At 53.8% G+C, this 26,861-nt stretch carries 22 protein-coding genes and 1 pseudogene; 5 read left to right on the top strand and 18 right to left on the bottom strand.

Annotation, left to right across the window (positions count from 1 at the left end):
• Positions 1-25: 25 nt before the first annotated feature.
• Both ribD and nrdR read right to left on the bottom strand, forming a co-directional pair.
• Positions 26-1,129: a bifunctional diaminohydroxyphosphoribosylaminopyrimidine deaminase/5-amino-6-(5-phosphoribosylamino)uracil reductase RibD gene (ribD, locus tag WC7_RS19945; RefSeq protein WP_016152033.1), complete on the bottom strand. Its 1,104-nt coding sequence runs from the start codon at positions 1,127-1,129 to the stop codon at positions 26-28.
• A gap of 3 nt (positions 1,130-1,132) precedes the next feature.
• Positions 1,133-1,582 carry a transcriptional regulator NrdR gene (gene nrdR / locus WC7_RS19950; RefSeq protein WP_016152032.1) on the bottom strand — a complete coding sequence of 150 codons (450 nt, stop codon included), beginning with the start codon at positions 1,580-1,582 and terminating at the stop codon, positions 1,133-1,135.
• Positions 1,583-1,735: 153 nt separating this feature from the next.
• On the opposite strand from nrdR, the gene WC7_RS19955 reads away from it, so the two are divergent.
• A complete protein-coding gene (locus WC7_RS19955; RefSeq protein WP_016152031.1) occupies positions 1,736-2,275 on the top strand; it encodes a SadB/YajI family lipoprotein in 540 nt (179 codons plus the stop codon).
• Between the two features lie 298 nt (positions 2,276-2,573).
• Positions 2,574-3,458, top strand: a complete 885-nt coding sequence (locus tag WC7_RS19960; RefSeq protein WP_016152030.1) for a nucleoside-specific channel-forming protein Tsx — start codon at positions 2,574-2,576, stop codon at positions 3,456-3,458.
• Between the two features lie 45 nt (positions 3,459-3,503).
• On the opposite strand, the gene WC7_RS19965 is transcribed toward WC7_RS19960, so the two are convergent.
• The 7 genes from WC7_RS19965 to queA all read right to left on the bottom strand — a co-directional run bounded on the left by WC7_RS19965 (position 3,504) and on the right by queA (position 10,220).
• Positions 3,504-4,196: a helix-turn-helix transcriptional regulator gene (locus WC7_RS19965; protein WP_016152029.1), complete on the bottom strand. Its 693-nt coding sequence runs from the start codon at positions 4,194-4,196 to the stop codon at positions 3,504-3,506.
• 23 nt (positions 4,197-4,219) lie between these two features.
• Positions 4,220-4,585 (bottom strand): VOC family protein, encoded by a 366-nt coding sequence (locus WC7_RS19970; RefSeq protein ID WP_016152028.1) that lies wholly within the window; start codon positions 4,583-4,585, stop codon positions 4,220-4,222.
• Between the two features lie 169 nt (positions 4,586-4,754).
• Positions 4,755-5,726 carry a protein translocase subunit SecF gene (gene secF, locus WC7_RS19975; protein WP_003021550.1) on the bottom strand — a complete coding sequence of 324 codons (972 nt, stop codon included), beginning with the start codon at positions 5,724-5,726 and terminating at the stop codon, positions 4,755-4,757.
• 10 nt (positions 5,727-5,736) lie between these two features.
• The gene (gene secD, locus WC7_RS19980; protein WP_003021547.1) at positions 5,737-7,584 is read right to left on the bottom strand and encodes a protein translocase subunit SecD; all 1,848 of its coding nucleotides are present in this window, start codon (positions 7,582-7,584) and stop codon (positions 5,737-5,739) included.
• A 27-nt stretch (positions 7,585-7,611) separates the two neighbouring features.
• Complete coding sequence (yajC, locus tag WC7_RS19985; RefSeq protein ID WP_003021544.1) at positions 7,612-7,944, bottom strand: preprotein translocase subunit YajC; 333 nt, start codon at positions 7,942-7,944, stop codon at positions 7,612-7,614.
• Positions 7,945-7,966: 22 nt separating this feature from the next.
• Positions 7,967-9,094 (bottom strand): tRNA guanosine(34) transglycosylase Tgt, encoded by a 1,128-nt coding sequence (gene tgt, locus WC7_RS19990; RefSeq protein ID WP_003021535.1) that lies wholly within the window; start codon positions 9,092-9,094, stop codon positions 7,967-7,969.
• A 55-nt stretch (positions 9,095-9,149) separates the two neighbouring features.
• Positions 9,150-10,220 (bottom strand): tRNA preQ1(34) S-adenosylmethionine ribosyltransferase-isomerase QueA, encoded by a 1,071-nt coding sequence (queA, locus tag WC7_RS19995; protein WP_003021529.1) that lies wholly within the window; start codon positions 10,218-10,220, stop codon positions 9,150-9,152.
• Between the two features lie 217 nt (positions 10,221-10,437).
• Between queA and acpH the strand changes: the two genes are divergently transcribed.
• Both acpH and WC7_RS20005 read left to right on the top strand, forming a co-directional pair.
• Positions 10,438-11,019: an ACP phosphodiesterase gene (acpH, locus tag WC7_RS20000; protein WP_016152027.1), complete on the top strand. Its 582-nt coding sequence runs from the start codon at positions 10,438-10,440 to the stop codon at positions 11,017-11,019.
• Between the two features lie 168 nt (positions 11,020-11,187).
• Entirely contained in the window at positions 11,188-11,790 is a 603-nt protein-coding gene (locus tag WC7_RS20005) for a peroxiredoxin (RefSeq protein ID WP_003021524.1), read from the top strand.
• Positions 11,791-11,838: 48 nt separating this feature from the next.
• On the opposite strand, the gene WC7_RS20010 is transcribed toward WC7_RS20005, so the two are convergent.
• The 5 genes and pseudogenes from WC7_RS20010 to WC7_RS20025 all read right to left on the bottom strand — a co-directional run bounded on the left by WC7_RS20010 (position 11,839) and on the right by WC7_RS20025 (position 19,261).
• Complete coding sequence (locus tag WC7_RS20010; protein ID WP_016152026.1) at positions 11,839-13,233, bottom strand: DUF3999 domain-containing protein; 1,395 nt, start codon at positions 13,231-13,233, stop codon at positions 11,839-11,841.
• Complete coding sequence (locus WC7_RS20015) at positions 13,230-15,872, bottom strand: DUF2339 domain-containing protein (protein WP_016152025.1); 2,643 nt, start codon at positions 15,870-15,872, stop codon at positions 13,230-13,232. Before WC7_RS20015 ends, WC7_RS20010 begins: the two co-directional genes overlap by 4 nt.
• Positions 15,873-16,008: 136 nt before the next feature.
• Positions 16,009-17,878, bottom strand: a pseudogene (locus WC7_RS0124375) (amidohydrolase).
• A gap of 21 nt (positions 17,879-17,899) precedes the next feature.
• On the bottom strand, positions 17,900-18,445 hold the full coding sequence (locus WC7_RS20020; RefSeq protein ID WP_016152022.1) for an antibiotic biosynthesis monooxygenase: 546 nt from the start codon (positions 18,443-18,445) through the stop codon (positions 17,900-17,902).
• 174 nt (positions 18,446-18,619) lie between these two features.
• Positions 18,620-19,261: a hydrolase gene (locus WC7_RS20025; protein ID WP_016152021.1), complete on the bottom strand. Its 642-nt coding sequence runs from the start codon at positions 19,259-19,261 to the stop codon at positions 18,620-18,622.
• Positions 19,262-19,534: 273 nt separating this feature from the next.
• Here WC7_RS20025 and WC7_RS20030 point away from each other — a divergent pair, with 273 nt between their 5' ends.
• Complete coding sequence (locus tag WC7_RS20030; protein ID WP_016152020.1) at positions 19,535-20,437, top strand: LysR family transcriptional regulator; 903 nt, start codon at positions 19,535-19,537, stop codon at positions 20,435-20,437.
• Here WC7_RS20030 and malZ read toward each other — a convergent pair.
• The 4 genes from malZ to phoR form a co-directional block, all read right to left on the bottom strand.
• Positions 20,431-22,248 (bottom strand): maltodextrin glucosidase, encoded by a 1,818-nt coding sequence (gene malZ / locus WC7_RS20035; protein WP_016152019.1) that lies wholly within the window; start codon positions 22,246-22,248, stop codon positions 20,431-20,433. The two genes, WC7_RS20030 and malZ, sit on opposite strands and share 7 nt — an antisense overlap.
• A 138-nt stretch (positions 22,249-22,386) precedes the next feature.
• Positions 22,387-23,760: a proline-specific permease ProY gene (gene proY / locus WC7_RS20040; protein WP_016152018.1), complete on the bottom strand. Its 1,374-nt coding sequence runs from the start codon at positions 23,758-23,760 to the stop codon at positions 22,387-22,389.
• 80 nt (positions 23,761-23,840) lie between these two features.
• A complete protein-coding gene (gene brnQ, locus WC7_RS20045) occupies positions 23,841-25,160 on the bottom strand; it encodes a branched-chain amino acid transporter carrier protein BrnQ (protein ID WP_016152017.1) in 1,320 nt (439 codons plus the stop codon).
• Positions 25,161-25,565: 405 nt separating this feature from the next.
• Positions 25,566-26,861 carry a phosphate regulon sensor histidine kinase PhoR gene (gene phoR / locus WC7_RS20050; protein ID WP_016152016.1) on the bottom strand — a complete coding sequence of 432 codons (1,296 nt, stop codon included), beginning with the start codon at positions 26,859-26,861 and terminating at the stop codon, positions 25,566-25,568.

Here is a 26,861-nt window from a genome sequence, read left to right as displayed (position 1 = left end):
GCTGCTTCCCTTTCGAACCGGGAGATCATGCGCCCACTAAATGCAGGCAAAGGTCCGGACCTACATGGCGTATTTCGTTGAATTTGAAATGGGGGGCGTCAGCCAGTTTCTCAAGGCCTGGAAGCACACATAATCCTCGTGCATCGCTGCCTAACAGTTTAGGCGCAACATACACGATTAGCTCATCGACCAGTCCGGCCTGTAATAACGCGCCCGCAAGCGTTGGACCTGCTTCAACCCAAATGCTGTTAATTTGCTGCTTGCCCAGTTGCATCATCAGCACCACCAGATCCAGGTGCCCGTTATGTTCCGGCACCTTCAGGCTGCGCACCGTCTCCGGCCAACTACGAGGATCATCTTTTGTCCGGGCAATCCAGGTTTCTCCAGGCTGTTGCACAATACGGTGTTCCGGCGTGACCTGATTCTGGCTATCAACAACAATGCGGATAGGCTGGCGCAGATTTTCCTGCGGGTAACTCGCCTGGGTTGACTCCCCAAGTTCCGACCAACGCACGGTAAGCTGAGGGTCGTCAGCCAACACCGTAGCGCTGCTGGTTAAGATGGCGTGGCTTTGCGCCCGTAATCGTTGCACATCGCGACGCGCCTGTGGCGAGGTTATCCACTGGCTTTCACCACTGGCCATCGCCGTACGCCCATCAAGCGACGCACCAAGTTTAAGCTGCACGTAGGGGAATCCCGTACGCATACGCTTGAGAAAGCCTTTATTAAGCTGCTCAACCTCGCTCATCATCAGCCCGTGACTGACGTCAATGCCCGCCTGTTGCAAACGGTAGAGACCACGACCTGCTACCTGCGGATTGGGATCCTGCATCGCTGCAACCACACGTGACACGCCTGCGGCAATCAGCGCATCGCAGCACGGGGGGGTACGACCATGATGGCTGCAGGGTTCAAGCGTTACATAGGCAGTCGCCCCTTGCGCTTTTTCTCCAGCCATGCGCAGAGCGTGGACTTCGGCATGCGGTTCACCCGCGCGGTGATGATACCCTTCACCGACGATCTCCCCATCTTTGACAATCACGCAGCCCACGTTGGGATTGGGGTGAGTGGTAAAACGTCCGCGCGCAGCAAGCTTCAGCGCGCGCGCCATGTACAATTCATCCTGCATGGCTTAGTCCTGTAGGCGAGCAATCTCTTCGCCAAATTCTTTGATATCTTCGAAACTCCGGTAAACCGAGGCAAAGCGGATGTAGGCGACTTTATCGAGTTTTTTCAACTGCTCCATCACCAGGTTGCCGATCATCTTGCTCGGCACCTCACGCTCGCCAGTCGCACGCAGTTGTGATTTGATATGGTTCAACGCCATTTCGACGTCATCTGAGCTGACCGGACGTTTCTCAAGCGCTCTGAGCATGCCGCTGCGCAGCTTATCTTCATTAAAGGGTTCACGCACATCGTTGCTTTTCACAACGCGTGGCATGACAAGTTCAGCCACTTCAAAAGTGGTGAAACGTTCGTTACAGACCAGACACTGCCGACGGCGGCGTACTGAGGAGCCCTCGCCTACAAGACGAGAGTCAATTACCTTAGTGTCTACGGCGAAACAGAATGGGCAATGCATACGGCGTCCTGTCCTCAGTGGTTAACAGAAATCTATTTTACCCTGAACTGGCGTGACAACAAAGGCGCAGCGCTTTTGAGACAAAGGATCGATGCCTTCGTGCTCGGTGCGCACTACCATTATGCTATCGCGACAATGAAGGAAGTAATCACAATGACAAGACGTTACCTAAGAATTCTCCTGGTGGGAAGTCTCTTTAGTCTTAGCGCATGCGCACAGCAAAGCGAAGTACGCCAGATGCGTCAAAGCGTTAGCACGTTGAATAAAGAGATGACACAGCTAAATCAGGAAACGGTAAAAATTACACAACAAAATATGTTGAATGCCAAATCAACCAGCGGAGCCTATCTGCTGCCGGGTTCCAATACACCAGCCCGACTGGACAGCCAGATTGGCATGTTACGGATGTCACTTGTCAATATTGCGCCGAACGCCGACGGCACGCGGCTTACATTACGTATTCAGGGTGAATCCACTACGCCTTTACCCGCCTTTAGCGCCACCGTCGAGTATGGACAAATTCAGGGCACCACGGATAACTATCAGGAAACGAACGTTCAGAACCAATTGGTAACGGCCCCGGCAAGTATCCTTGCTCCCAGCGACGTAGACATTCCGCTGCAGATAAATGGCCTCTCTCCGGACCAGTTAAGATTTGTTCGTATCCACGACATCCAGCCTGTTAATCAATAAACTTTTTTGCGGGACGTTTTGTGCGTTCCGCAACATCACTCCGGCCCGTTTTGTTACTCACCTGACATAACCGATATTTCTGGTAAAACTTGGCAACATTCATGGGAGCCAGTACAATTCGCCGCCTAAAGTAAGCAAACGTGAACGCAATCGATTACGTAAATGATAGAACTGTGAAACAACACATATTTTTGTGAACAATGATTTTTATAATAGGCTCCGAAGAAACACGAAATATTTAGAAACGCAATTTGCGCCTTTTTCACTCCCGAAAGGGATTTCAAACAGTGGCATACATATGAAAAAAACATTACTTGCAGCCGGTGCAGTGCTGGCGCTCTCCTCGTCTTTTACTGCCAACGCTGCAGAAAATGACAAACCGCAATATCTGTCCGACTGGTGGCACCAGAGCGTCAACGTAGTGGGAAGCTACCACACCCGTTTCGGACCGCAGATTCGCAACGATACCTACCTGGAATATGAAGCTTTTGCGAAAAAAGATTGGTTCGATTTCTATGGTTACATGGATGCACCTGTCTTCTTTGGTGGTAACACTGATGCGAAAGGTATCTGGAACCACGGTTCTCCGCTGTTTATGGAAATTGAACCGCGCTTCTCCATCGATAAACTGACCGGCACCGACCTGAGCTTCGGTCCATTCAAAGAGTGGTACTTCGCCAATAACTACATCTACGATATGGGTCGTAACAAAGATGGCCGCCAGAGCACCTGGTATATGGGTCTGGGTACCGATATCGATACCGGTCTGCCGATGAGCCTGTCTCTTAACGTGTATGCCAAATATCAGTGGCAGAACTACGGTGCAGCCAACGAAAACGAGTGGGACGGCTATCGTTTCAAAGTGAAATATTTTGTACCAATCACTGAACTGTGGGGCGGTAATCTTAGCTACATTGGCTTTACCAACTTCGATTGGGGATCCGATCTGGGCGACGATGATTTCTCCGATCTTAATGGCAATAAAGCGCGTACTAACAACTCTATCGCTTCCAGCCATATTCTGGCGCTGAATTACGATCACTGGCATTATTCCGTCGTCGCTCGTTACTGGCACAACGGGGGTCAATGGAATGATGATGCAGAGCTGAACTTCAATAAAGGCAACTTTAACGTCCGTTCTACCGGTTGGGGTGGTTACCTGGTCGTAGGTTACAACTTCTAATCCTGCCAATTTATCGCAGACAAGCCAGCTTAACCGCTGGCTTTTTTATAGCTGGTCTTCACAGCGTACTTTACGTAAAAAATCACTTAGCGAGCGATCTGCAGATTCACGAAAATGCCTGTCGAGCGGCGTGATCTTCAGACACCGATCAACGCGAAAGCAGCGATAATCGTTACGTTTCTCGCACCAGGCAACCAGCAACCAGTGCTCACCCCAGAAAAATAACCCCAGCGGCTGAACGTCGCGCCAGGAGAGATTCCCGGACTCGTCGCGATAATGCAGCGCCAGCACCTGCTGCGCCGAAACCGCGCGATGTATGAGATCAAAAGCACTGCGTGAATGCGGCTGATTGCCAAAATCTGGCGCGAAAACCCGCGTTTGCTCGGCTCTGCGCCGACACTCTGGCGGCAATATCGCCAGCACTTTTTCCTGCGCGGATTCCAGCGCCTGTGAGAGTGAATCCCCGCCCCATGTTTTCAGCAACCGAATCGCTACCATTAACGCTTCTGATTCGCGATGCGTTAACATCAACGGCGGCAGATCAAACCCCGCCATTAAGCGGTATCCACTGCCCACTTCACCTTCAATGGGCACGCCGGATAAAGAGAGATCGCGGATATCGCGATAAATCGTCCGTTCAGAAACCTCAAGACGTTCTGCCAGCAGCGCCGCCGTTGTCACTCGCCTGCCACGCAGGATTTGTACAATCTGAAACAAGCGGTCGGCGCGTCTGGTCATTTTAATCCTCAGTCCTGAAAATATTACGCGGGTTGATGTAAACCAACACGATTGCCTTCGCTGTCAGTAAACAGCGCAATAGTGCCAATATCCTGCCCCAGTTCGAGCGGACCAAACACGCACTGACCGCCAGCGGTGGCGACGCGTTTAAGCGTTGCAGCCAAATCGTCCGTATGCAGATAAATAATAGCGCCCTGCGCTGAAGGCGTAATACCGTCAAATTTAGCCAGCGCCCCGCCGGGAGCAGGATCCTGATGTGGAAATACGGCCAGCTCCGCGCTGTCCATATTCTCACGACGCAAAGAAACCTGCATCACTGGCTCATAAAAAGCAATGGCGCGCTCCATTTGTGCCACGGGGATTTCAAACCAGCTAATTACGTTATTCATACTTCCTCCTGCCTGTGTGGGTAATCTCAGAAGGACTATAAGACAGGGCTACTGACAGCATACTGTCAGTAGTATGGCGACCGGAAAAGATAATGGACTGCTACCAAATCACAGGCAAAAAAAATCCCGACCTTGCGATCGGGATTCCAGTATCTTCACTCTTAATAGTTTAAGGCAGAATTGACGGTTGATCCGCCCCTTCTTTCTCAACCTTCTGCTGCAGCATGTGCTCACGCTTCATACCCAGCTTCAGCGCCAGCGCCGATGCTACGTAGATAGAAGATGCAGTACCGATGGAAACACCGATCAGCATCGTCAGCGAGAAGCCTTCCAGTACCGGACCACCGAACAGGAACAGCATCAGAATAACCATCAACGTCGTACCGGACGTAATCAACGTACGGTGCAGCGTCTGAGTCAATGACACGTTAAAGATTTCGTAAGGCGTACCGCGACGAATTTTGCGGAAGTTTTCACGAATACGGTCAGATACGACGATACTGTCGTTCAGCGAGTAACCGATTACCGACATCAACGATGCGACGATAGTCAGATCAATCTCGATATGGAACAACGACAGGATCCCAAGTGTGATAATCACGTCGTGCGCCAGAGCGATAACTACCCCTGCCGCCAGTCGCCACTCAAAGCGGAAACCGACGTACACCAGGATGGATATTAACGCCGCCATCAGCGCCATTGCACCGGTTTGCGCCAGATCTGCACCCACGCTCGGACCCACGAATTCAATTCGCTTCACCGCGGCGTTTTGGTTGGTGGATTCGTTAATCACACTCAACACTTTGCTGCCCAGCACCTGACCGCCGTCTGCGCCTTCAGTTGGCGGCATACGCACCATAATGTCGTGGCTGCTGCCGAAGTTCTGCAGAAGCGGATCAACAAAGCCCGCTTTCTCCAGCGCATCGCGCATCACGTCCATATCGGCCGGTTTTTCCAGCGTGATTTCAATTACCGTACCACCGGTGAAATCGAGACCCCAGTTAAACCCGCGTACGCCCATCACCACGATGGCCGCAATCAGCAGGAAACCTGAAATGCCGAAAGCCCAGTAGTCCCAGCGCATAAAGTCCCAGACTTTACGGCCGTGGTTCAATTGTTCAACAGTATATTCCTGTGCCACTTCGCACTCCTCAGATTGACAGCTTTTTGACGCGCTTGCCGCCATACAACAGGTTTACGATGGCACGTGTACCGACAATCGCGGTAAACATCGACGTCGCCACACCAATACCGGTAGTAATCGCGAACCCTTTAATTGCCCCGGTGCCAACTGCGTACAGGATAATGACCTTAATCAGCGTCGTAATGTTCGCATCAAAGATGGAGCTAAATGCACCCGCATAACCTTCATTGATGGCCTGCTGCACCGAACGCCCGTTACTCAACTCTTCTTTGATACGTTCGTTAATCAGTACGTTCGCATCGACCGCGACGGCTAGGGTTAAGACGATCCCCGCAATCCCCGGCATACTCAGCGTAGCGCCCGGCAGCAGCGACATAATACCGACAATCAGTACCAGGTTAGCAATCAGCGCACTGGTCGCGATCAGACCGAACTTCTTATAGAAGAAGATCATGAACAGAATAGACACCACCAGACCGGCCAGACACGCTTCCAGACCCTGTTTAATGTTCTGCATACCCAGGGTAGGACCGATGGTACGTTCTTCAACAATCTGAATCGGCGCAATCAACGCACCGGCACGTAACAGCAGAGAAAGCTGACGCGCTTCGTTCGGGTTGTTAATACCGGTGATACGGAAGCTGTTGCCCAGGCGAGACTGGATATTGGCGATGTTAATCACCTCTTCCTGTTTCACCAGCACTGCGCGACCGTTGGCATCTTTTTTACCGCTGTCTTTGTACTCCACGAACAGGGTCGCCATCGGCTTACCGATGTTGTCCTTGGTGAAGTTGGACATGATGTTACCACCCGCGCTATCCAGCGAGATGTTAACCTGCGGCTGATTGTATTCGTCCTGGCTGGAAGTGGAGTCGGTGATATGATCACCGGTCAGGATCACGCGTTTGTACAGCACAACCGGCTGACCTTCACGAGACTGTTTCACTTCCGAATCACCCGGTACACGCCCGGATGCCGCAGCAGACTGGTCAACGTTGGTGTTCACCAGACGGAATTCCAGCGTCGCGGTAGCGCCCAGAATTTCTTTCGCACGCGCGGTATCCTGAATGCCTGGCAGTTCGACCACAATGCGGTCAGCACCCTGACGTTGGACCACCGGCTCAGCAACACCCAGTTGGTTAACACGATTACGCAGAATGTTGATGTTCTGCTGTACCGCGTATTCACGGGCTTCGCTCAGGCGCGCATCGGTCATCACCGCACGCAGAGCATTGCTGCCCTGGCTGGAAATAACCAGATCCTGGTGACGCTTGCTCAGGTAAGAGATAGCTTCATCACGGGCGCTGCTATCACGGAAGGTGATGCTCAGACCGTAGTTATCTTCTTTGCGAACAGTAGTATAAGGAATGCCTTTTTCACGCAGATCGCTGCGCAGGCTATCGATATTTTGTTCCTGCAACTTACTTAGCGCGGTGTCCATATCCACTTCCATCAGGAAGTGAACGCCGCCACGCAGGTCAAGACCGAGTTTCATCGGTTCTGCGTGAATGGCTGCCAGCCAGCGTGGAGTTGCCGGTGCAAGGTTAAGCGCCACGACGTATTGATCGCCCAATACGCCCATTAACACTTCACGAGCGCGCAGTTGGGTATCAGTGGAGTCGAAGCGCGCAAGAATAGCACCCTCTTCCAGAGCCACAGACTTAGGTGTGATTTTATCTTCTTGTAACGTTTTCTGGACCTGGATCAGCGTTTGCTCACTGGCGGCGGCACCGCGCACGCCAGTGATTTGAACAGCCGGATCCTCACCATACAGGTTGGGAAGCGCATAGAGCAGACCGACGACAATAACGACGATCAGCATGACATACTTCCACAAAGGATAACGGTTTAACACGGCAGTTCCCTTTGGGAAAACAATAAATTACAGCGCCTTCATGGTGCCTTTCGGCAGAACGGCAGCTACGAAATCACGTTTAATAACCACTTCAGTGGTGTCGTTCAGCGCGATAGCGATGTAGCCAGATTCTGCTACTTTGGTCACGCGACCCACCAGACCACCGTTAGTCAGCACTTCATCGCCTTTCGCAATGGAGTTCATCAGATTTTTGTGTTCTTTGGTGCGCTTTTGCTGCGGGCGCAGGATCATGAAGTAGAAAATCAGACCAAACACCACCAGCATCAGAATCAGAGACATCGGGCTGCCCTGCGCCGGAGCACCTGTTGCCGCTACCGCATCAGAAATAAAAAAGCTCATTCAAATTCCCTCATTATTAAAATTAATCAACGTTCACAGGTGGAACTGGTCTACCCTGACGTTGGTAAAAATCGGTCACGAAGCTCTCTAATTTACCCTCTTCAATAGCCTTGCGTAAACCCGCCATCAAACGCTGGTAGTAGCGAAGGTTATGAATCGTGTTGAGTCGCGCGCCCAATATTTCGTTGCAACGGTCGAGATGATGCAAGTAAGCGCGCGAATAATTGCGACAGGTGTAGCAATCACACTCAGCATCGAGCGGACTGGTGTCGCTTTTATGTTTCGCGTTACGAATTTTTACCACGCCGTCAGTCACAAACAAATGACCATTACGGGCATTTCGCGTTGGCATCACGCAGTCAAACATATCGATACCGCGACGTACGCCTTCAACCAGATCTTCTGGTTTGCCGACGCCCATCAGGTAACGAGGTTTATCTGCCGGAATCTGTGGGCATACATGCTCCAGGATGCGGTGCATATCTTCCTTCGGCTCACCGACAGCCAAACCGCCGACAGCGTAGCCATCAAAACCGATGTCTACCAGACCTTTAACGGAGATATCACGTAAATCTTCGTAAACACTGCCCTGAATGATGCCAAAAAGCGCATTTTTGTTGCCGAGGCTATCAAAACGATCCCGACTGCGCTTCGCCCAACGCAGAGACATCTCCATCGAGCGTTTAGCATAGTCCCAGTCGGCCGGATACGGTGTACATTCGTCGAAGATCATGACGATATCGGAACCGAGATCGTATTGAATCTCCATTGATTTCTCGGGATCGAGGAAAATCGGATCGCCGTTGATCGGGTTACGGAAATGCACGCCCTGCTCGGTAATCTTACGGATATCACCCAGGCTGAAAACCTGGAAGCCGCCGGAATCGGTGAGGATTGGCCCTTTCCACTGCATAAAATCGTGCAGATCGCCATGCAGTTTCATGATTTCCTGCCCCGGGCGCAGCCACAGGTGGAAGGTGTTACCGAGGATAATCTGCGCGCCAGTTGCTTCAACTTCTTCCGGCGTCATGCCTTTCACGGTGCCGTAAGTACCGACCGGCATAAAAGCAGGTGTTTCTACTACGCCACGATCAAAAACCAGGCGGCCGCGGCGAGCGCGACCGTCTGTGGTATCCAGTTCAAATTTCATCTTAACTCCTGCGTCAGAAAAACAGTCCGACGTTTTAAATACTCATATCGCGGATTTATTCCCCGACACGCTCAGAAATAGCCTGCGGATTGTACGTGATAAACATCGCATCACCGTAACTAAAAAAGCGATATTCCGCTTTTACCGCTTCATGATAGGCGTGCATGGTGTTTTTATAACCAGCAAACGCGGAAACCAGCATGATCAGCGTTGATTCCGGCAGGTGGAAGTTGGTTACCAGGGCATCAATCACCTGATATTTATAGCCAGGATAAATGAATATTTGCGTATCGCCGAAAAACGGCTCGATAAGGTCGTTTTTGGCCGCCTGTGCCGCGCTTTCCAGTGAACGTACGGAGGTGGTGCCCACCGCAATCACGCGGTTGCCGCGCGCTTTTGCCGCCAGCACAGCATCAACGACATCCTGCGGCACTTCCGCATATTCGGAGTGCATGATGTGATCTTCGATGGTGTCTACGCGCACCGGCTGGAAAGTCCCCGCGCCCACGTGCAGCGTGACGAACGCCATTTCAATGCCTTTATCGCGCAGCTTAGCCAGCAGCGGATCGTCAAAGTGCAGACCCGCAGTCGGCGCGGCGACCGCACCCGGTTTTTCGCTATACACGGTCTGATACAGCTCGCGATCGGCGTCTTCATCCGGACGGTCAATATACGGTGGCAGCGGCATATGGCCGATGGCGTTAAGGATATCCAGTACGCTGCGCTCGTCGTTAAACTCGACTTCAAACAGCGCGTCATGGCGTGCCACCATCGTTGCTTTAATACTTTCGTCGTCGCCCAGCAGCAGCTCGGCCCCCGGTTTCGGCGCTTTCGAGGCGCGAATATGCGCCAGAATACGTTTGTCATCCAGCATACGCTCGACCAGCACTTCAATCTTGCCGCCGCTGGCTTTACGGCCAAACAGACGCGCCGGAATAACGCGGGTGTTGTTAAAGACCAGCAAATCGCCAGGGTTGAGCTTATCGAGCAAATCGGTGAAAGTACCGTGCGTCAGCGCGCCCGTCGGCCCGTCCAAAGACAGCAAGCGGCAACTACTGCGCTCAGCTTGCGGATAGTGGGCAATCAGGGATTCGGGTAGTTCAAAGGTGAAATCGGTAACGCGCATGACACTGACTCAGACTAAAATAAGAGGCGGGTAGTCTAGTGCCGGGGCGTCCTCCCTGCAACCTTTACCCCTCAAGTTAAAAGACATAATCTATACACAAAATCATTCAAGATGCATCGAGGCGGCAACTGAATGAGTCCCCGGGAGCTTACTCAAGTAAGTGACTGGGGTGAGTGAAGGCAGCCAACAAAGAGGCAGTTTGAAGGATGAAGTGGATATGAATTTTCTTGCACATTTGCATCTGGCTCACCTTGCCGACAGCTCGCTTTCCGGCAATTTGTTGGCCGACTTTGTCCGGGGCAATCCGGAAACGCACTATTCGCCTGACGTGGTGGAAGGCATCTTCATGCACCGTCGTATCGACGTGATGACCGATAACCTGCCGCAGGTGCGTGAAGCCAAAGAGTGGTTTCGCAGCGAAACGCGCCGTGTCGCGCCGATTACGCTGGACGTAATGTGGGATCATTTTCTGTCGCGCCACTGGTCGGAAATATCCCCCGACTTCCCGCTGGCGGACTTTGTCCGCTATGCTCGCACCCAGGTGACCACTATTTTGCCTGAATCGCCACCGCGCTTTATCAATTTAAACAACTATATATGGTCAGAGAAATGGCTTGAGCGCTATCGGGACATGGATTTTATCCAGAACGTCCTGAATGGCATGGCCAGCCGCCGCCCACGACTCGATGCCTTGCGTGACTCATGGTATGACCTGGATACGCATTACGATGCGTTAGAGGAACGGTTCTGGCAGTTTTATCCGCAAATGATGGAACAGGCGCAGCGTAAAACCCTTTGACTACAGCCCGTATTAGCCGCCGGATAAGCAGTAGCCGCCATCCGGCAAAAGATTGATAGACGAAACCTGTCTCATTGATTGCCAGCGCCTCTTTGTCTTATTCCCGAACACTCTCTATACTGGCCCGCGTTGCGTTCCAAAAACCCCTTAACATTGCAGGAGAATTATATGGTACTGGTAACTCGTCAGGCTCCGGATTTCACAGCAGCTGCGGTACTGGGTAGCGGTGAGATCGTTGAAAACTTCAACTTCAAACAGCATACCAACGGTAAAACTACCGTTCTGTTCTTCTGGCCGATGGACTTCACCTTCGTTTGCCCGTCTGAACTGATCGCTTTCGACAAACGTTACGAAGAATTCCAGAAGCGCGGCGTGGAAGTTGTTGGCGTTTCCTTCGACTCTGAATTTGTCCACAACGCATGGCGTAACACCCCTGTCGACAAAGGCGGCATCGGTGCAGTGAAATACGCAATGGTTGCTGACATCAAACGCGAAATCCAGAAAGCCTACGGCATCGAGCACCCGGAAGCGGGCGTTGCTCTGCGCGGTTCTTTCCTGATCGACGCTAACGGCGTTGTTCGCCACCAGGTGGTTAACGATCTGCCGCTGGGTCGTAACATCGACGAAATGCTGCGCATGGTTGACGCGCTGCAGTTCCACGAAGAGCACGGCGACGTTTGCCCGGCACAGTGGGAAAAAGGTAAAGAAGGTATGAACGCGTCTCCGGACGGCGTAGCAAAATACCTGACCGAGAACGTTTCCAGCCTGTAATTGGCATGAATCGTAAGAGGCCCGCAAATGCGGGCCTTTTTCATTGGTCTATGTCGGATTATCCTTTTTCACTTCACGCCAGATTCGCCACGCCATAAGCACCAGTACGGCGACCCCAAGAATTAACGCCCCCCACACCATCAGCGTTTTCCACTGGCTTTGTTGCTCAGCTACTGACGTTGCCGTCAATCGCGCTTCACCACCAAGCGCCACGCTCTCCTGAAGAGTCGCCCACGGTAGATAATCTATCTCCTGCGATTTACGCAGCGACGCCGGGATCAGCATATCGAGACCAACATCTGCCTTTTTCGCCGCCCGGTTTCCCCACGCCAGCATATAAGGCCCTTTGCCCTGCGTATTAAACACCAGTTGATAACTGTCGCGCATGCCGCTCAACTCAGGCAGCCTCTCTGGCAACCGGGCGTTAATGGTCGTCATCCGGACGGCCTCAACCAACTGACCGGAAAGACGAATATCTTCCGCACTCCTCCAGTCCAGATTGTAAAGCATGGTTTTTGTCAGCGGCTGCCAGGGCTCTTTTTCAGCGCTGCGCCAGGCCAGTTCCACCGGTAAAACACCTTCACTTTCCAGATCGATGCGAAGCGAGGTCAGCGGCTGGGGCTGCGCCCATCGCCAGACGGCTTCGTCATCCGAAACCTTAATCCCCTGGGCTTCAATCACGATACGCTCGGATTCCGGCTCGCTGCTGGCCGCTATCGCGCTCACGCTGTTTAACGTCAGCGCCGGACTTTGCGAGTCGAGGATCACCAGCAGGTAGCGAGTCGCCTCCACAGAAAGCGTGAGGCTGGCGCTGATGGTGTCCATTTTCAGGCGATCGTTATCACGCGTCAGATCCATTAACGGCGCATCTTCCTGCACGGGTCGCCAGTAGCGCAAATCACTGCTTGCATAAACCGAGGCTTTCCCCTGCCAGTTGCCCGCCTGCGAGTCCCAGTTCAGGCGTAACTGCGCCAGTGAAAAGGCATCTTTCGTCTCTTCCGGGAGCGTCAGTAAATAGCTCTGGCCGAGCGCTTTGACATCATCACTTTGCAAATGAATTTCAATGCCGCTCTTCGAGCGTAAAACAATAGCGTCTCCGCCTCGTTGCCCCTCCTCACGCGGCGCAACCGGTGACATATCAAGCGGGAAAAAACGCAGCGCCACTGCCTCTGGCGTAACGGGCTGGGTTTTCTGCGCCACCAGAGTAAACGGCACCGTCTCCCCCAGATGGTTAAAGACCCGGACATCGCGCAAATCCGCCCAGGCGGTACCCGGATACACCGCCGGAGGTAGCGAAAGGCGATACCACGGCGATGTGCCCGTAGTTTCCAGCGTCACCCCCGTTACGTAGTCCGCCGGAGACTCTTTCACTTCATCGCTGCTTACCGCCGCGCCTGTCACGCCCAGCAGTACGCTGCATAACACCGCTTTCATCCATTTCATTTTTCTTCTCCAGCTTTGGGCGGTAATGGTGAAAAATACCCGATAATCAACACCAGAATGGCCACACCGATAAACGCAACCGCGCGCGCCAGGCCGCCGCCTCCTGCGCTGTCCACCAGCATCAGTTTCACAATGACTATCCCCAACAATACCGCGCCACACAGCCATTCCCGACGCGAGCGACGCCGGGTCGCCCATAGCATCACCACCAATGCCGCCAGCATCCAGAACAGAGCAAAACAGGTTTGAATCAGCCGTGAATCCCATAGTGCGTCTACACGCCACGCAACCTCGCCATACCAGGACAATGCGCGCAGCAGCACACCATTGAGCCACCAAAAGCTGAGCGCCATCAGCGCCACAACCGGCCATGGGCGACATACCGAAAGCTGCGCCGGGAAATAGCGTTCAGACGCGCGATAAAACACCACCAAGCCCAGCAGGGCAAAAGCTGCGCCCTCTTCCAGCGGGTTGAGCAACGGCAGATAAGTCTGACGATAAACCACGCCATCTTGTAAATTCGTCAGCACGAGCAGACCTACCAGCACCAGCACAACGGGAACCATCGCCTGAACAGAATAGAGGGCCGGCCAGATGCGAAACGGCCAGATTTGTCGATGAACAGACTGATAAATCAGGAAAATAAGCAGCCCGCCAGCCGCCATCATCAGGCCGCTACCCCACGCAGCCCTTCCCCACGGCAGCCCCTGCGCGAACCAGAACAGCTCAACCGCGAGCGCCAGTAAAATCATCCAGAAGAACGATAAATGCGCCAGTCTGGAAAGCATTGGCGGTAATATTGGTGCGTCACGCCAGAGCAGCGCTACCGCAACAATTAGCGCCGCGCACCAGGCCAGATTCGGCCAGCCCGCCGCAAAAATCTGCTGTACAGAGATCTGATAGATCAGCATCACCAGCATCATCGGCCACAGCAGCCATTTACTGGCATCCAGCTCCCGCCACGCCAGGCGACCCGCGATACTTCGCCAGCCCCAGCTCGATACCGCCATTAATGCCAGCACGCCAGACAGTACCCACCGATCCTGTTTCAGAACGAGTTGCGATGCCGCAACGAGCGCAACAATCCAGAAAACCAAACCACCAGCGAGTAGCGCCCAACTGCCCGGCATCCAAATATTGCGCCATAGCCATGCAGCAACCAGCCAACTGAGGCTGAGCACGGCAAAAATCAGCATGACTGAGAGCGCGGTTGTTTCGTTCGCCAGCGCCCATAGCGCGCTCCCCACGGCCAGCACGAGCAGCGCCGTACCGCTATAACTCATGCGTCGTTGCTGTTGTTGCACGCCCAGCCAGAGGATCCCAAGCCCCTCCAGCGACCAGGCCATCGCCGTCCAACGGGCTGAAAGCGCCAACGGGATAGCAAGAGTGGTAAACGCACCACCGAGCGCCAGGGCGGACAATACCAGAGGTCTCCCCAGAGAAGAGGAACGCCGCAACGCAAACTTTGCTAACACCAGATAGAAACCACCGTAGCCCAGCGCACTAAGCGCCGGACCATAAGCCATATGCCGGGTAATGGCATACTGCATTCCAAAACCGATCAGCGGTGGGGCAAACAGCAGTACGCCGTCAATAATCTGTTTGCCTTTTTCCTGCGCCCGGAGCGACAACGCCACGCTCAGCACGCCAAAAATAATCGTGTTGGCGATCAGGAACAGTTGGCAACTCAGGTAATACTCTGGTCGATAGTCCTCCAGGCCCCATACCCCGCCAACGCCGAAGGTGAACAGCAGGCCAAGCAGATTAAGCTCCCGCCAGTGCTGCCAGATGCTGATGGCGAGAATGCCGACCGAGAGCAGAAGATAGAATGAGAAGAGCGCGACATGACTGCCGCCGCCGGTGGAAAGCAACAGCGGCGCGAGATAACCGCCAAGACTTGCCAGCATCGCCAGGCTGAGCGCCTTTTGCAGAATAGCCAGCCCCACACTCGCCGCACAAATCACCACCAGCAGCGCAAATGCCAGCGTCATTGGCAGCATTTGCCACAGCCGGAACGCGCCAAAGACGGTGAGATAGAGTGCTCCGGTAGCTCCCCCCTGTAATATCAGCGCATAAATCGGTTGCTTATGCCGCAGCCGCCAGCCCAACGCCAACAGCACAATAGCGAACAGCGCGGCCGCCACCAGACGCAGCTCCAGCGGAAACAGAGAATGTTCGACCGTATAACGCAGCAGGAAAGAAAGCCCCAAAAACAGGAGCAAAATACCGAGCTTTGCCAACGGGTTACCCTGCATAAACCAGCGCACCAGCGATGACATTACCCCGCCAAAAGCAGAAGGCCGCTCGACGTCGGGCGTAGATACCGCCGCATTATCCGGCTTCGGCTGTGAAGCCCACGGGTTAACGGGCTCAGGCGGCGGCTCAGTTACAGGCTCCGGCGATACGCTGCTCATCGCAGCCGTTGGCGCATCGGCAGGAACAATATCTTTTGCTGCCGTTGGCTCAACGGCGCTGGTCTGCACCACACCGCGCAGCTCCAGCTCCTCTACCCGACGGCGCAAGACCATCAGCTCAGAACGTACAGCCGCACTGCGTCTGAATGCCACGATCGCGAGGCCAGGAACCACCACCAGCGCGAAGAATAATACAATGCAGCCAAGGGTTAGCAGCTCATCCATGTTTCCACCTTCACTGTATAAAGACAGACCAGAATGACACAAATTGTTGCAGTTGCGCCATATCGGTTAACACGATGAACCGCTTTTCAGAATAGACAATCAGCCCCTGCGTTTGGCCAGGGGCTGTGATGAGGGATTAAAACGCGAAGCAGGAGCAGCCAAGCGCGCCCCAGAAAGCCCGGTCATCTGACACCGGAATTGCCGATTTACGCGCTATATCATGTTGATGACCGTGTACGCCGCAGCTGCCGCAGCACTGGTGCATCTGCACCATTGCGCCAATTTTTGCCGCAACAGGCGGCGCTGAGCGATAGTGCCCCGGCACTTTTACCACCGGCGACCAGTCAGGTACAACCGGGATGGCCGGCGGCGCCAGCGGAGTGAAATGCCCGGCCGCATACACCACTTTGCCATCGACAATGGTCATTACCGACTCTATGCGTTTGATCTCCTCTTCCGGCACACTGAAGTAATCTTTAGACAGCACCACCAGGTCGGCCAGTTGGTCTTTCTCGATGCGCCCTTTCTTACCCTGTTCGCTGGAGAACCAGGCGCTACCGGCCGTCCACAGTTCCAGCGCCACATCGCGCGGCAGACGATTGTTATCATCGTACATTGCCAGCCCTCCCACAGTACGTCCCGAAACCAGCCAGTAGAGCGCTGTCCACGGGTTGTAGCTGGCCACGCGGGTGGCATCAGTCCCCAGCCCTACCGGAACTTCAGCCGCCAGCATTTTCGCCACCGGCGGGGTATGTTTGACCGCATCTTTGCCGTAGCGATCGACAAAATATTCGCCCTGGAACGCCATACGGTGCTGAACAGCGATCCCGCCCCCCAGCGCTTTTACGCGCTCGATATTCCGTTCGGTAATCGTTTCAGCGTGATCGAAGAACCAGTGCAGCCCATTGAACGGGATATCGCGATTCACCTTCTCGAATACGTCGAGCATTCGGCTGATGGATTCATCGTAGGTGGCGTGCAGGCGGAACGGCCAGCGGTGCTCCACGAGGTGGCGCACCACGCGCTCCAGCTCATCTTCCATACCTTCCGGCAGATCCGGGCGTGGCTGGAGGAAGTCTTCAAAATCCGCGGCCGAGAAGACCAGCATTTCCCCCTGCCCCATTGGCACGGTAGAAGTCGGTCCCCTGCCCTGGTTTGAGCATATCGGTCCAGCGTTCAAAGTCTTCCAGTTCCTGCTGCGGACGCTGGGTAAACAAGTTGTAGGCGATGCGCACCGTCATCTGTTTGTTGGCGTGTAACTGCTCAATTATCTCGTAATCTTCCGGGTAGTTCTGAAAACCACCGCCTGCATCGATGGCGCTGGTCAGCCCGAGACGGTTCAGCTCGCGCATAAACTGCCGGGTCGAGTTGACCTGCATTTCCAGCGGCAGTTTTGGTCCTTTTGCCAGCGTCGAATAAAGGATCATGGCGTTGGGTTTGGCGATCAGCATCCCGGTTGGGTTACCGTTGCTATCACGCACAATCTCACCGCCCGCCGGGTCCGGCGTCGCCTTGGTGTAGCCGACTGCTTTCAGTGCGGCACGGTTCAGCAAAGCTCTGTCGTAGAGGTGCAGAACAAAAACTGGGGTATCCGGGGCAGCTTCATTCAGTTCTTCGAGGGTTGGCATGCGACGTTCGGCAAACTGGAATTCGCTCCAGCCGCCCACCACGCGCACCCATTGCGGCGATGGCGTTCTGTCAGCCTGCTCTTTGAGCATGCGCAGCGCGTCCGCCAGCGACGGTACGCCTTCCCAACGCAATTCCAGGTTGTAATTCAGACCGCCGCGAATGAGGTGCAGGTGCGAATCGTTCAGGCCCGGGATCACCGTATGTCCCTGCAGATCGACAACCTGCGTCCCGTCGGTGGCAAAACTCATGATTCGATCGTGGCTACCGGTCGCCAGGATCTTACCATTGGCGATCGCCACCGCCTCGACCTGCGGGTTTTGTCTTTCGAGAGTATGAATTTTTCCGTGAGTCAGAATCAGTGTGGCAGTTTGAGACATAACAATCTCCTGAGAAACCGGTCAGGCTTTTTTCAGCCATCCGGCAAACAGACGGGTTACGATGGGCATCCAGAACCAGACCACCAGCGCAACCACACAGGCATCATTGATCAGATGCAGGAGTAACGAGCCCTTCATGGCAGGCAGCACAATGCCGGTCAACCACGGCACCAGATTGGTGCTGGGAAAAATCACCAGCAGGGTTATCAGAAACTGTTTCCAGCGCCTGGGCTGACGTACATGGGGCGCGGGCGGTGTAAACCAGAACGCCGCTTCGGTGCGGATTTCAGTTTTATCCCCTTCCGCCAGCAGCGGGGCAATCTCTTCGACCAGCACGCGGCGCGTATCGGACTGGGTCCAGTTATACAGATGCTCAAGCGTGTCGAAGCGGATAATGATGTTCCACAGATTGTTGCCATCTGCAGGACGAATCACATTCGCCCCCAGATGACCGGGAAACTCCGCCGCCACCGGCATGATTTTCCCCAGCCACTGCTCATACCGCTGCGCTTGTTCAGGCAGCAGGGTGTGGGAAATCACCAACGTCACATGTTTGTTCTGCGCCATAAAGGGTTCCTTGTGGAGAGGAAACAGGCCCGCTTAGGCCACGGAAGCAATACACAAAATCATTCATGGCGCATCGAAGCGGCAAGATTGTGTATCCCCGGAGGCTGACAAAAGTTAGTGACCGGGGTACGCAAACGGAGCCAACAAAGAGGCAACATGAAGGATGAAGTGTATTTAGGCTTTACGTTCCGGCGCGCCATGCACCATGGTGTAGGCGTAATCCACGCCCATACCGTAGGCGCCGCTGCGCTCACGTACCAGATCCATGACGGCGTCGTAGGTTTCTTTGCGGGACCAGTCGCGCTGGTACTCGAGAAGAACCTGTTGCCAGGTCACAGGTACGGCACCCGCCTGTACCATGCGGTCGATAGAACGCTCGTGGGCATCCACGGACGTGCCGCCAGAAGTGTCAGTTACCACATAAACTTCGTAACCCGCTTCCAGCGCCATCAGCGCCGGGAAAGTCAGGCATACTTCGGTCCACAGCGCGGAGATAATCAATTTTTTACGCCCGGTCGCTGCCACGGCTTTCACAAACGCCGCATCTTCCCAGGAGTTCATCGAGGTGCGTTCAATTGGTTTCACATCAGGATGAACCGCTAACAATTCCGGCCAGATATAACCGCTAAAACTTTTCGTTTCCACAGAAGTATAAATCACCGGAACATTAAATATTTTCCCGGCCTTCGCTAATGCCACGGTATTATTTTTCAAAGTCTGGCGGTCAATATTCGCCACACCAAATGACATTTGCGGCTGATGATCAATAAAAATAAGCGTTGAGTTTTGAGGGTCAATCAGTTCCCGAATAGACATAGCACACCTTCTTAATCAATAAGTTAAAAGGCAACGGTCTGTATCTGCCGTCAGCAGCAGGATCCTGAATCAGAAAGCTTGTTGAGTATAGCGGGAAATTTCTAACGAGTTATTAAAGAAAACTTACCATCCAGTGAAACTATTAATTTTGTGTTGCGATATATCCTAAACAACATCAAAAAAATGCGCATGACTCATCTAATTTATTCACTGGCATTGTTTTTCTCCATTCGGTACAACAGAGGGGTTTAATTTTCAGGATATTTTCTGCTTATGCGCATCAATCTGGATGTTTTGCTAATTCTCGACGCACTCGATAAACAGGGTTCATTTGCCGCGGCGGCCGAATCGTTGTTTAAAACCCCTGCAGCACTCAGCTATATGATTCAAAAGCTGGAAAGTGATTTGAATATCGAGTTGCTTGACCGTTCCGGTCACCGGGCAAAATTTACCGACACCGGTCAGATGATGCTTGAAAAGGGACGTTTGCTGCTGAGTGCGGCAAAAGATCTCGAAAAGCAGGCGGTGCAGTTGAGTTCAGGCTGGGAAAAAGAGCTGGCGATTGCGCTGGACGACTCCTTCCCTTTCGCCTCGCTGTTGCCCATTATCGATGAATTTCACGCGCTGAATAAGCAAACCCGCCTTAACTTCACCCACCATACGCTGGCGGGCTCCTGGGAGGAACTGACGCATAATGGAGCAGATATTATTTTGGGGGCGATTAATGAACCGCCTACGTCAGCGGCCTGGTCCTACAAAATGCTTGGCACGCTGGACAATGTGTTTGTCGTTGCGCCTGAGCATCCGCTGGCCGCAGCACCGGATGGCCTGACTAACGAACAGCTGTGCCTGCACCGGGCGATTGTCATTAGCGACAGCGCCCGCTTTTGTCATCCGTTACAAACCAATCTGATGGAGGAGCAGGCGCAGATTCGCGTTGATGATTTCCACAGTAAGGTGATGCTACTGCGGGCCGGCTTGGGCTGCGGATTTCTCCCCCGCCATATTGCTAACCCGTGGCTTGCCACGGGCGAGCTGGTGGAAAAAACGGTCATCTCATTTCGCCAAAAAGACGTGGCCTATATGGCCTGGCGCAATAACCGCGATGGACTGGCGCAGCGCTGGTGGCGGGAAACGCTGCTGGCGAGCCCGGATGTTACGCGCTTATATCAATGACCCATCCACACCGAGGCGGAAATCGCCGGCAGCGTCAGGATATCCTCGGCAAGCACGCCTTTGCCCTCCTGGTGCTGCCATTGACTGACGCTCAGTAATGGCGAGGCTGGCAGGACCACTTCACAGGCGTGGCCACGGTTAATCGCCACCAATACGCGCTGGCGGTTTAGCACGCGTACAAACACCACCACGTTATCCTCGGCGTAAATCACCTGACAACCACCATGGCGCAGCGCCTGGCTCTGGTGGCGTAATGTTGCCAGTCGCTGATACAACGCCAGCAGGTTAGCGTCCTGTTTTTCAGGCTGCCACGGGAATGGTTTGCGACAAAACGGATCGTTGTTCCCATCCAGTCCCACTTCGTCACCGTAGTAAATACAGGGCACACCAGGCCAGGTAAACAGCCACACCACCGCCAACGGTAAACGTGCGACGTCTTTACCGAGCAGAGATTTAAAACGGGCGGTATCGTGGCTGTCGAGCTGGTTGAACATCCGCAACTGCTGCTGATGCGACAAACCCGCGCGATAGTTATCCATCCACGCCATACAGGTCTGGGCGTCAATGAATTGCGGATCGTATGAGATATCGGTATTGGCGAGGAATCCCCATACAGGGAAGGTAAAACCGCGATAGTTCATGGCGGCATCTTCCGCGTCGGCCTGCAACCATTGGCGCGCGTCGCCAAAATGCTCGCCCACCACATACGCCTCTGACTGGGTCTCTTTCGCCGCCTGCGTAATTCCGGCCACGTGCTGCAGGTTGTTGTGCGCACCACCGGCCTCTCCCAGCATATGCACCACGTCAAGACGCCAGCCGTCCATACTCCACGGCGCTTTCAGCCAGTGGCGAACGATACTGTCTTCGCCGCGATAAATTTCATTCACCAGGCTTTCAGAGGAAAAGTCCAGCTTGGGCAGGCTGGAATACCCCAGCCAGTCGAGCGCGACGCCGTCGGCTGAGAAATGATACCAGTCGCGCCAGGGGGATTGCGGATTATGACACGCGCCATCCGTTCCCCGATTATGTCGGTCAAACCAGGCGTGTGAATCGCCGCTATGGTTAAAAACACCGTCGAGAATCAGGCGCATCCCCTGCTGTTGGGTGGTGTGACGCAGGCGCAGCAGCGCCCTGTCGCCGCCAAACTGCGGATCAACATGACGGTAATCTTCGGTATCGTATTTATGCACGCTCGGCGCGGTAAATACCGGATTCAGGTACAGCGCCGTGACGCCTAACGTTTTCAGATACGGCAGCTTTTCGCTGATGCCGTCCAAATCGCCGCCATAAAACGTGGAGCCACCGGCCTGGGCCGTAAGCGGTTCATCCCACTCGCGCCGCACAATATCGTGTCCGGCAGCGTGGTGGTAATAGACGTTATCCTGAGTCGCTTCACGCGACTGGCTGCGGGCAAAACGGTCCGGGAAAATTTGGTAAAAAATCTGATCGGCGGCCCACTGCGGACCGTTATCCGGCACATCAACAGCAAACTGCTCCAGACGCGCAGGCGGAAAACGGCTGAATCCCTGCGGGGTGAACCACAGCTGACGATCGAGCCAAAGTAATTTAAAACTATAGCGTCGACGAGGCTGTCCGCTGGAGAGATCGATCGCCGCTCTCCACGCGGTCACGCCCGGCTGTGGCTGGCTGCGTTGCTTGTGCATACCCAGCGAAATCTCTTCGTTATCGTTTTCTGCGCGTAGCGTCACCCGCTGGGGTGGATTTTCCCCCGCCAGCCATAATGTAATCGTCAGTTGATCTTTGTTTTGCTTAACAAATGGGGCAACCGGAAGGTGCCAGGCGTTCAACATCACGTATCCCCTTTGATGATAATGACGTCACCTTGCCATAGCGAAGTGCAGGATCACTCATCATCTTAACGTTTATTGGGGGAGGAGTACGGGGGAGGAGAAAATTGCCGGGTAACATTAAGCTACCCGGCAAAAATATTACTGCGCTTCAGCCAGTTGGCGCTCGCGACGGCGCTTGAAAACCCAGCCGGCAAGCAGCAGGATAATCCACGCAAAGCCGACGTATAGCGAAATGCGGGTATCCGGATGATAGCCGATAAGCGCGATGATAAAGACCAGGAAAATCAGGCCAATGACGGTCGTCACAACCCCACCCGGCACTTTAAATTTCAGCGCCTTAACCTCTTCCGGCGGCAGACGACGACGGAAGGCAATTTGTGACAGCAGGATCATAATCCACACCCATACCGTTGCGAAGGTCGCCAGAGAGGCGATCACCAGGAAGACGTTTTCCGGCATGATGTAGTTAAGATACACCGCAAACAGCAGCGCGATGGTCATCACCATCACCGTCACCCATGGCACGCCACGACGCGACGTCTTGGCGAACATTTTCGGCGCACTGCCCTGCTCCGCCATACCGTGCAGCATACGCCCCACGCCAAAGACGTCAGAGTTGATGGCCGACAGCGACGCGGTCAGGACTACGAAGTTGAGGATCCCGGCGGCAAAGGTAATCCCCATATGCTGGAACGTCAGAACGAACGGGCTACCGTCAGTGCCGACCTGGTTCCACGGGTAAATAGACATGATGACGAACAGCGTCCCCACGTAAAACACGAGGATACGCATCGGTACGGAATTGATGGCGCGCGGAATAGATTTTTCCGGGTCTTTGGCTTCGCCAGCGGTAATCCCGATAATCTCAATCCCGCCGTAGGCGAACATCACCATTTGTAGCGACATCACCATGCCGAGCCAGCCGTTGCTGAAGAAACCGCCGTTGCTCCACAGATTATGGATACCGGTAGGCTGTCCGCCGTTACCAATCCCCCAAATGATGATGCCAAAACCGGCGACAATCATGATGATAATGGTGGCGACTTTAAAGAACGAGAACCAAAATTCCAGCTCGCCAAACACCTTCACGCTCATCAGATTGATGGCGCAGATAATCAATACCACGCTGAGTACCCAAATCCAGTGCGGTACGGCCGGGAACCAGACGCCCATGTAAATACCAAAGGCAGTAACATCGGCAATGGCGACAATCAGGATTTCAAAACAGTAGGTCCAGCCGGTTATGTAGCCTGCCAGCGGTCCGAGGTTTTCCTGCGCATAGCGCGAGAAGGAGCTGGCTGCAGGGTTATGAACGGACATTTCGCCCAGCGCGCGCATAATGATATACGCCGCTACGCCGCCGATAATATAGGCCAACAACACGCTTGGCCCCGCCATTTTGATGGCATCGGCCGAGCCGTAGAACAGCCCGGTACCAATTGCTGAACCTAATGCCATAAAGCGAATGTGCCGGGTGCTCAGCCCACGCTTTAGCTTGTTATTACTTTCCATCGATTCCTAACCTGTTAACACAATAAAAAACCACGGGGCCATGTTAATAGCCCCGTGGTTAAAACTTATTGTCAGTGATATTAGTGTGCGCTGGAGGTCACTTGTCGACCCGCTGCACGATCCCAGATAACTGCCAGGACCACCATCACGACTGTTGGCATCAACCACGCCAGCCCCTGCTCCGCCAGCGGTAAACGCTGGGTCCAGGCCGGTAACACGTCGCCAATTGCAGAAGCTTTAATGCCATCAAGGATACCAAAAATCAGGCTGATAAACATCGCAGGTGCAATGACGCGGGAAGAATTATGCCACCATGAGCGGGTAAAACTTAATACAACCAGTGCGATACATGGCGGATAGATAGCCGTCAGCACCGGAATAGAGATCTGAATCAGATGGCTCAGCCCCAGGTTAGAGACCACCATCGAGAAGCCGCCGAGGATAAATACCAGCGTACGATAAGACAGTGGAACGTACTGGGCAAAGAACTCTGCGCACGCGCAGGTCAGGCCAACCGCGGTGACCAGACAGGCGATGAAAATCAACGCCGCCAGCAGGAAGCTCCCTGCGCCACCAAAGGTGTGCTGAACATACGCATGCAGAATTGCCGCGCCGTTAGCAGATTGATCGACCAGAATTGCGCTATCTGAACCCAGACGGAACAGCGCGAGATACAGCAGCGTTAAGCCCACACCCGCCATCAAACCCGCCCAAACGGTATAACGGGTCAGCAGACGCGCTTCAGTAACGCCACGCGAGCGAGCGGCGTTGACGATAACAATACCAAATACCATCGCGCCCAGCGTATCCATGGTCAGATACCCGTTCACGAAGCCATTAGAAAACGCAGCAGTTTGATAGGCTTCCATCGCATTGCTGATCGGGCCTGCTGGCCAGACGATTGCGGCGACAGACAGGACCACCAGCGCCAGGATTTTCAGCGGGGCCAGGAAATTACCAACCGTATCCAGCAGTTTGCCCGGATACAGCGAAACCAGAATCACAATCGCGAAATAGACCACGCTGTAGATAAGCAGTGGCAGCGCGGAGTCACCGGTCAGCGGTGCAATCCCGACTTCGAAAGAGACCGTTGCGGTACGCGGCGTAGCAAATAACGGACCAACAGCCAGATAGCACACGGTCGCCAGCAGCAAACCAGCGACTTTACCGATAGGCGTGCTCAGTCGGTCCACACCACCACCGACTTTCGCCAGCGCGACAACGGTAAGTACCGGCAGGCCAACGGCGGTAATCAAAAAGCCAAAAGCCGCAGTCCAGACGTGTTCACCTGCCTGCAAACCAACCATTGGAGGGAAGATGATGTTACCTGCACCAACGAACAGTGCAAATGTCATAAATCCCAAAGCGATAATATCGCGCGATTTTAACTGATGGGTCATAAAGTCTTACTGCCTGTGGATGTGGTGTTGAAAATAATAAATTTTTGCCTTTCCCTGGGGGACAATACAGCGGCATTTTTGCTCAATTCCAGCGGGAAACACTCCCAGACTGGCGCGGCGAAGAATAGTTTTTCGATTTACCGCGTAAATGCAGTCGGTATGACAGCACCTGGAGCGCAATTTAAACGCTTATAACGTTTTAAAGCAAGGTGGGATCCAAAAACCAGAACAATATAGCGATATGAAAAATGGGGTTAGCACAAAACACCATTTCATGGAAAAAGGTATGGGCAATAGTTCGAACAAAAAACAACCAAACGTCGTAAAATTCAGGATGGTTATATTGACCGCATAGAAAAAGCCAGCTTGCGCTGGCTTTTGGAAAGATTATCTTACGAATGCGCCTTAACCGTTAATTTTGGCAATTAAACGTTCCGGGAGCACGAAACTAAATCGCGTCCCAACGCCTGGTTCGCTTTCGATATTCAAGCGACTGTCGTGATGATGCAGCGCATGCTTAACGATGGCCAGGCCAAGTCCGCTGCCGCCCGTTTGTCGCGATCGCGCCTTATCCACACGATAAAAACGTTCGGTTAAGCGTGGAATATGCTCGGCGGCAATGCCTGGACCGTTGTCTTCCACGCAAAACTCCGCCCCCGACGCCACATGCTGCCAGCGTACGGTAATGTGCGTTCCCGCTGGCGTATGGTTCACCGCGTTGTAGACAAGATTCGAGATAGCGCTACGCAACTGCTCCTCGTTACCCCGCACGTTCAGGCTGTTATCAACATCAAAGGTAAACGTATGTTTTTGCTGGCTCAGCGTTTGCGCTTCGTGTTCGAGCACGCGCAGCATCATGGGCACATCGACCTTCTCATTCAGCAGTAGCGTCGGCGCAGCCTCAATTTTTGACAGCGTCAGCAGCTGTTTCACCAGCCCTTCCATGCGATACGTTTGTTCACGCATGGTATGCAGCGCTTTTTCACGCGTCGTCCCTTCCAGCGGATGCTCCTGCATCATTTCCAGGTACCCTTGTAACACCGTCAGAGGCGTACGCAGTTCATGGCTGGCGTTGGCGAAAAAGTTACGTCGTGAACCTTCCAGTTGATGCATCTGGGTAACGTCGCGCGCCACCATCAGCAGTTGCTTATCGGTATAGGGCATCACGCGAATTTCCAGATGCCGTCCGGTATTGAGTACCAGATTGATCGGTCGGCTAAAATCGCGCGTTTTCAGATATTGTGTAAATTCCGGGTAGCGCAACAGGTTAAGAATATTTTGCCCGCTATCGTCCGGCCAGCGCAGTCCCAGAACCTGCTGGGCCAGTCCGTTACACCAGAAGATACCGCCTTCTTCAGTGGTCAGCACCACCGCGTCGGGTAGCGATTCCGCCCCGCTGCGAAAACGTTTAATCAGATTACCCAGTTCACGACGGCGCTTTTTGTTACGCAGTTGCATTTGATGCAGCCCGTACAGCAACGGCTCCCAACTGCCTCGCCCCGGCGGCGGCGTCATGCTTCTGTCGACCCATAGCCACCAGGACAAACGTAATAAATTCCAGAAATGCCAGATAAGCAGGCCCGTTACCGACGCCAGTAAAAACCAGGGCAGGTAACCGAAAAAAGCGCTAAGGATAAATGCCGGTATGCAGCACAGGATCAGCTCCAGTACCAACCTTTTCCATGACAATCGTTCTAGCAA

Origin of the sequence: Citrobacter sp. KTE151 (assembly GCF_000398845.1) — a bacterium.
GTDB classification, from domain to species: Bacteria; Pseudomonadota; Gammaproteobacteria; order Enterobacterales; family Enterobacteriaceae; genus Citrobacter; species Citrobacter braakii.
This window is presented reverse-complemented; position numbering and strand designations above follow the sequence as displayed.

What these genes read in the sequence shown, in the direction of transcription:
- WC7_RS19965 (WP_016152029.1), bottom strand. Translation starts at nt 4,196, where the DNA reads ATGACCAGACGCGCCGACCGCTTGTTTCAGATTGTACAAATCCTGCGT.
- WC7_RS19960 (WP_016152030.1), top strand. Translation starts at nt 2,574, where the DNA reads ATGAAAAAAACATTACTTGCAGCCGGTGCAGTGCTGGCGCTCTCCTCG.
- WC7_RS20020 (WP_016152022.1), bottom strand. Translation starts at nt 18,445, where the DNA reads ATGGCGCAGAACAAACATGTGACGTTGGTGATTTCCCACACCCTGCTG.
- brnQ (WP_016152017.1), bottom strand. Translation starts at nt 25,160, where the DNA reads ATGACCCATCAGTTAAAATCGCGCGATATTATCGCTTTGGGATTTATG.
- queA (WP_003021529.1), bottom strand. Translation starts at nt 10,220, where the DNA reads ATGCGCGTTACCGATTTCACCTTTGAACTACCCGAATCCCTGATTGCC.
- malZ (WP_016152019.1), bottom strand. Translation starts at nt 22,248, where the DNA reads ATGTTGAACGCCTGGCACCTTCCGGTTGCCCCATTTGTTAAGCAAAAC.
- yajC (WP_003021544.1), bottom strand. Translation starts at nt 7,944, where the DNA reads ATGAGCTTTTTTATTTCTGATGCGGTAGCGGCAACAGGTGCTCCGGCG.
- WC7_RS20015 (WP_016152025.1), bottom strand. Translation starts at nt 15,872, where the DNA reads ATGGATGAGCTGCTAACCCTTGGCTGCATTGTATTATTCTTCGCGCTG.
- WC7_RS20005 (WP_003021524.1), top strand. Translation starts at nt 11,188, where the DNA reads ATGGTACTGGTAACTCGTCAGGCTCCGGATTTCACAGCAGCTGCGGTA.
- proY (WP_016152018.1), bottom strand. Translation starts at nt 23,760, where the DNA reads ATGGAAAGTAATAACAAGCTAAAGCGTGGGCTGAGCACCCGGCACATT.
- WC7_RS20010 (WP_016152026.1), bottom strand. Translation starts at nt 13,233, where the DNA reads ATGAAATGGATGAAAGCGGTGTTATGCAGCGTACTGCTGGGCGTGACA.
- ribD (WP_016152033.1), bottom strand. Translation starts at nt 1,129, where the DNA reads ATGCAGGATGAATTGTACATGGCGCGCGCGCTGAAGCTTGCTGCGCGC.
- acpH (WP_016152027.1), top strand. Translation starts at nt 10,438, where the DNA reads ATGAATTTTCTTGCACATTTGCATCTGGCTCACCTTGCCGACAGCTCG.
- WC7_RS19970 (WP_016152028.1), bottom strand. Translation starts at nt 4,585, where the DNA reads ATGAATAACGTAATTAGCTGGTTTGAAATCCCCGTGGCACAAATGGAG.
- WC7_RS20025 (WP_016152021.1), bottom strand. Translation starts at nt 19,261, where the DNA reads ATGTCTATTCGGGAACTGATTGACCCTCAAAACTCAACGCTTATTTTT.
- nrdR (WP_016152032.1), bottom strand. Translation starts at nt 1,582, where the DNA reads ATGCATTGCCCATTCTGTTTCGCCGTAGACACTAAGGTAATTGACTCT.
- WC7_RS19955 (WP_016152031.1), top strand. Translation starts at nt 1,736, where the DNA reads ATGACAAGACGTTACCTAAGAATTCTCCTGGTGGGAAGTCTCTTTAGT.
- WC7_RS20030 (WP_016152020.1), top strand. Translation starts at nt 19,535, where the DNA reads ATGCGCATCAATCTGGATGTTTTGCTAATTCTCGACGCACTCGATAAA.
- tgt (WP_003021535.1), bottom strand. Translation starts at nt 9,094, where the DNA reads ATGAAATTTGAACTGGATACCACAGACGGTCGCGCTCGCCGCGGCCGC.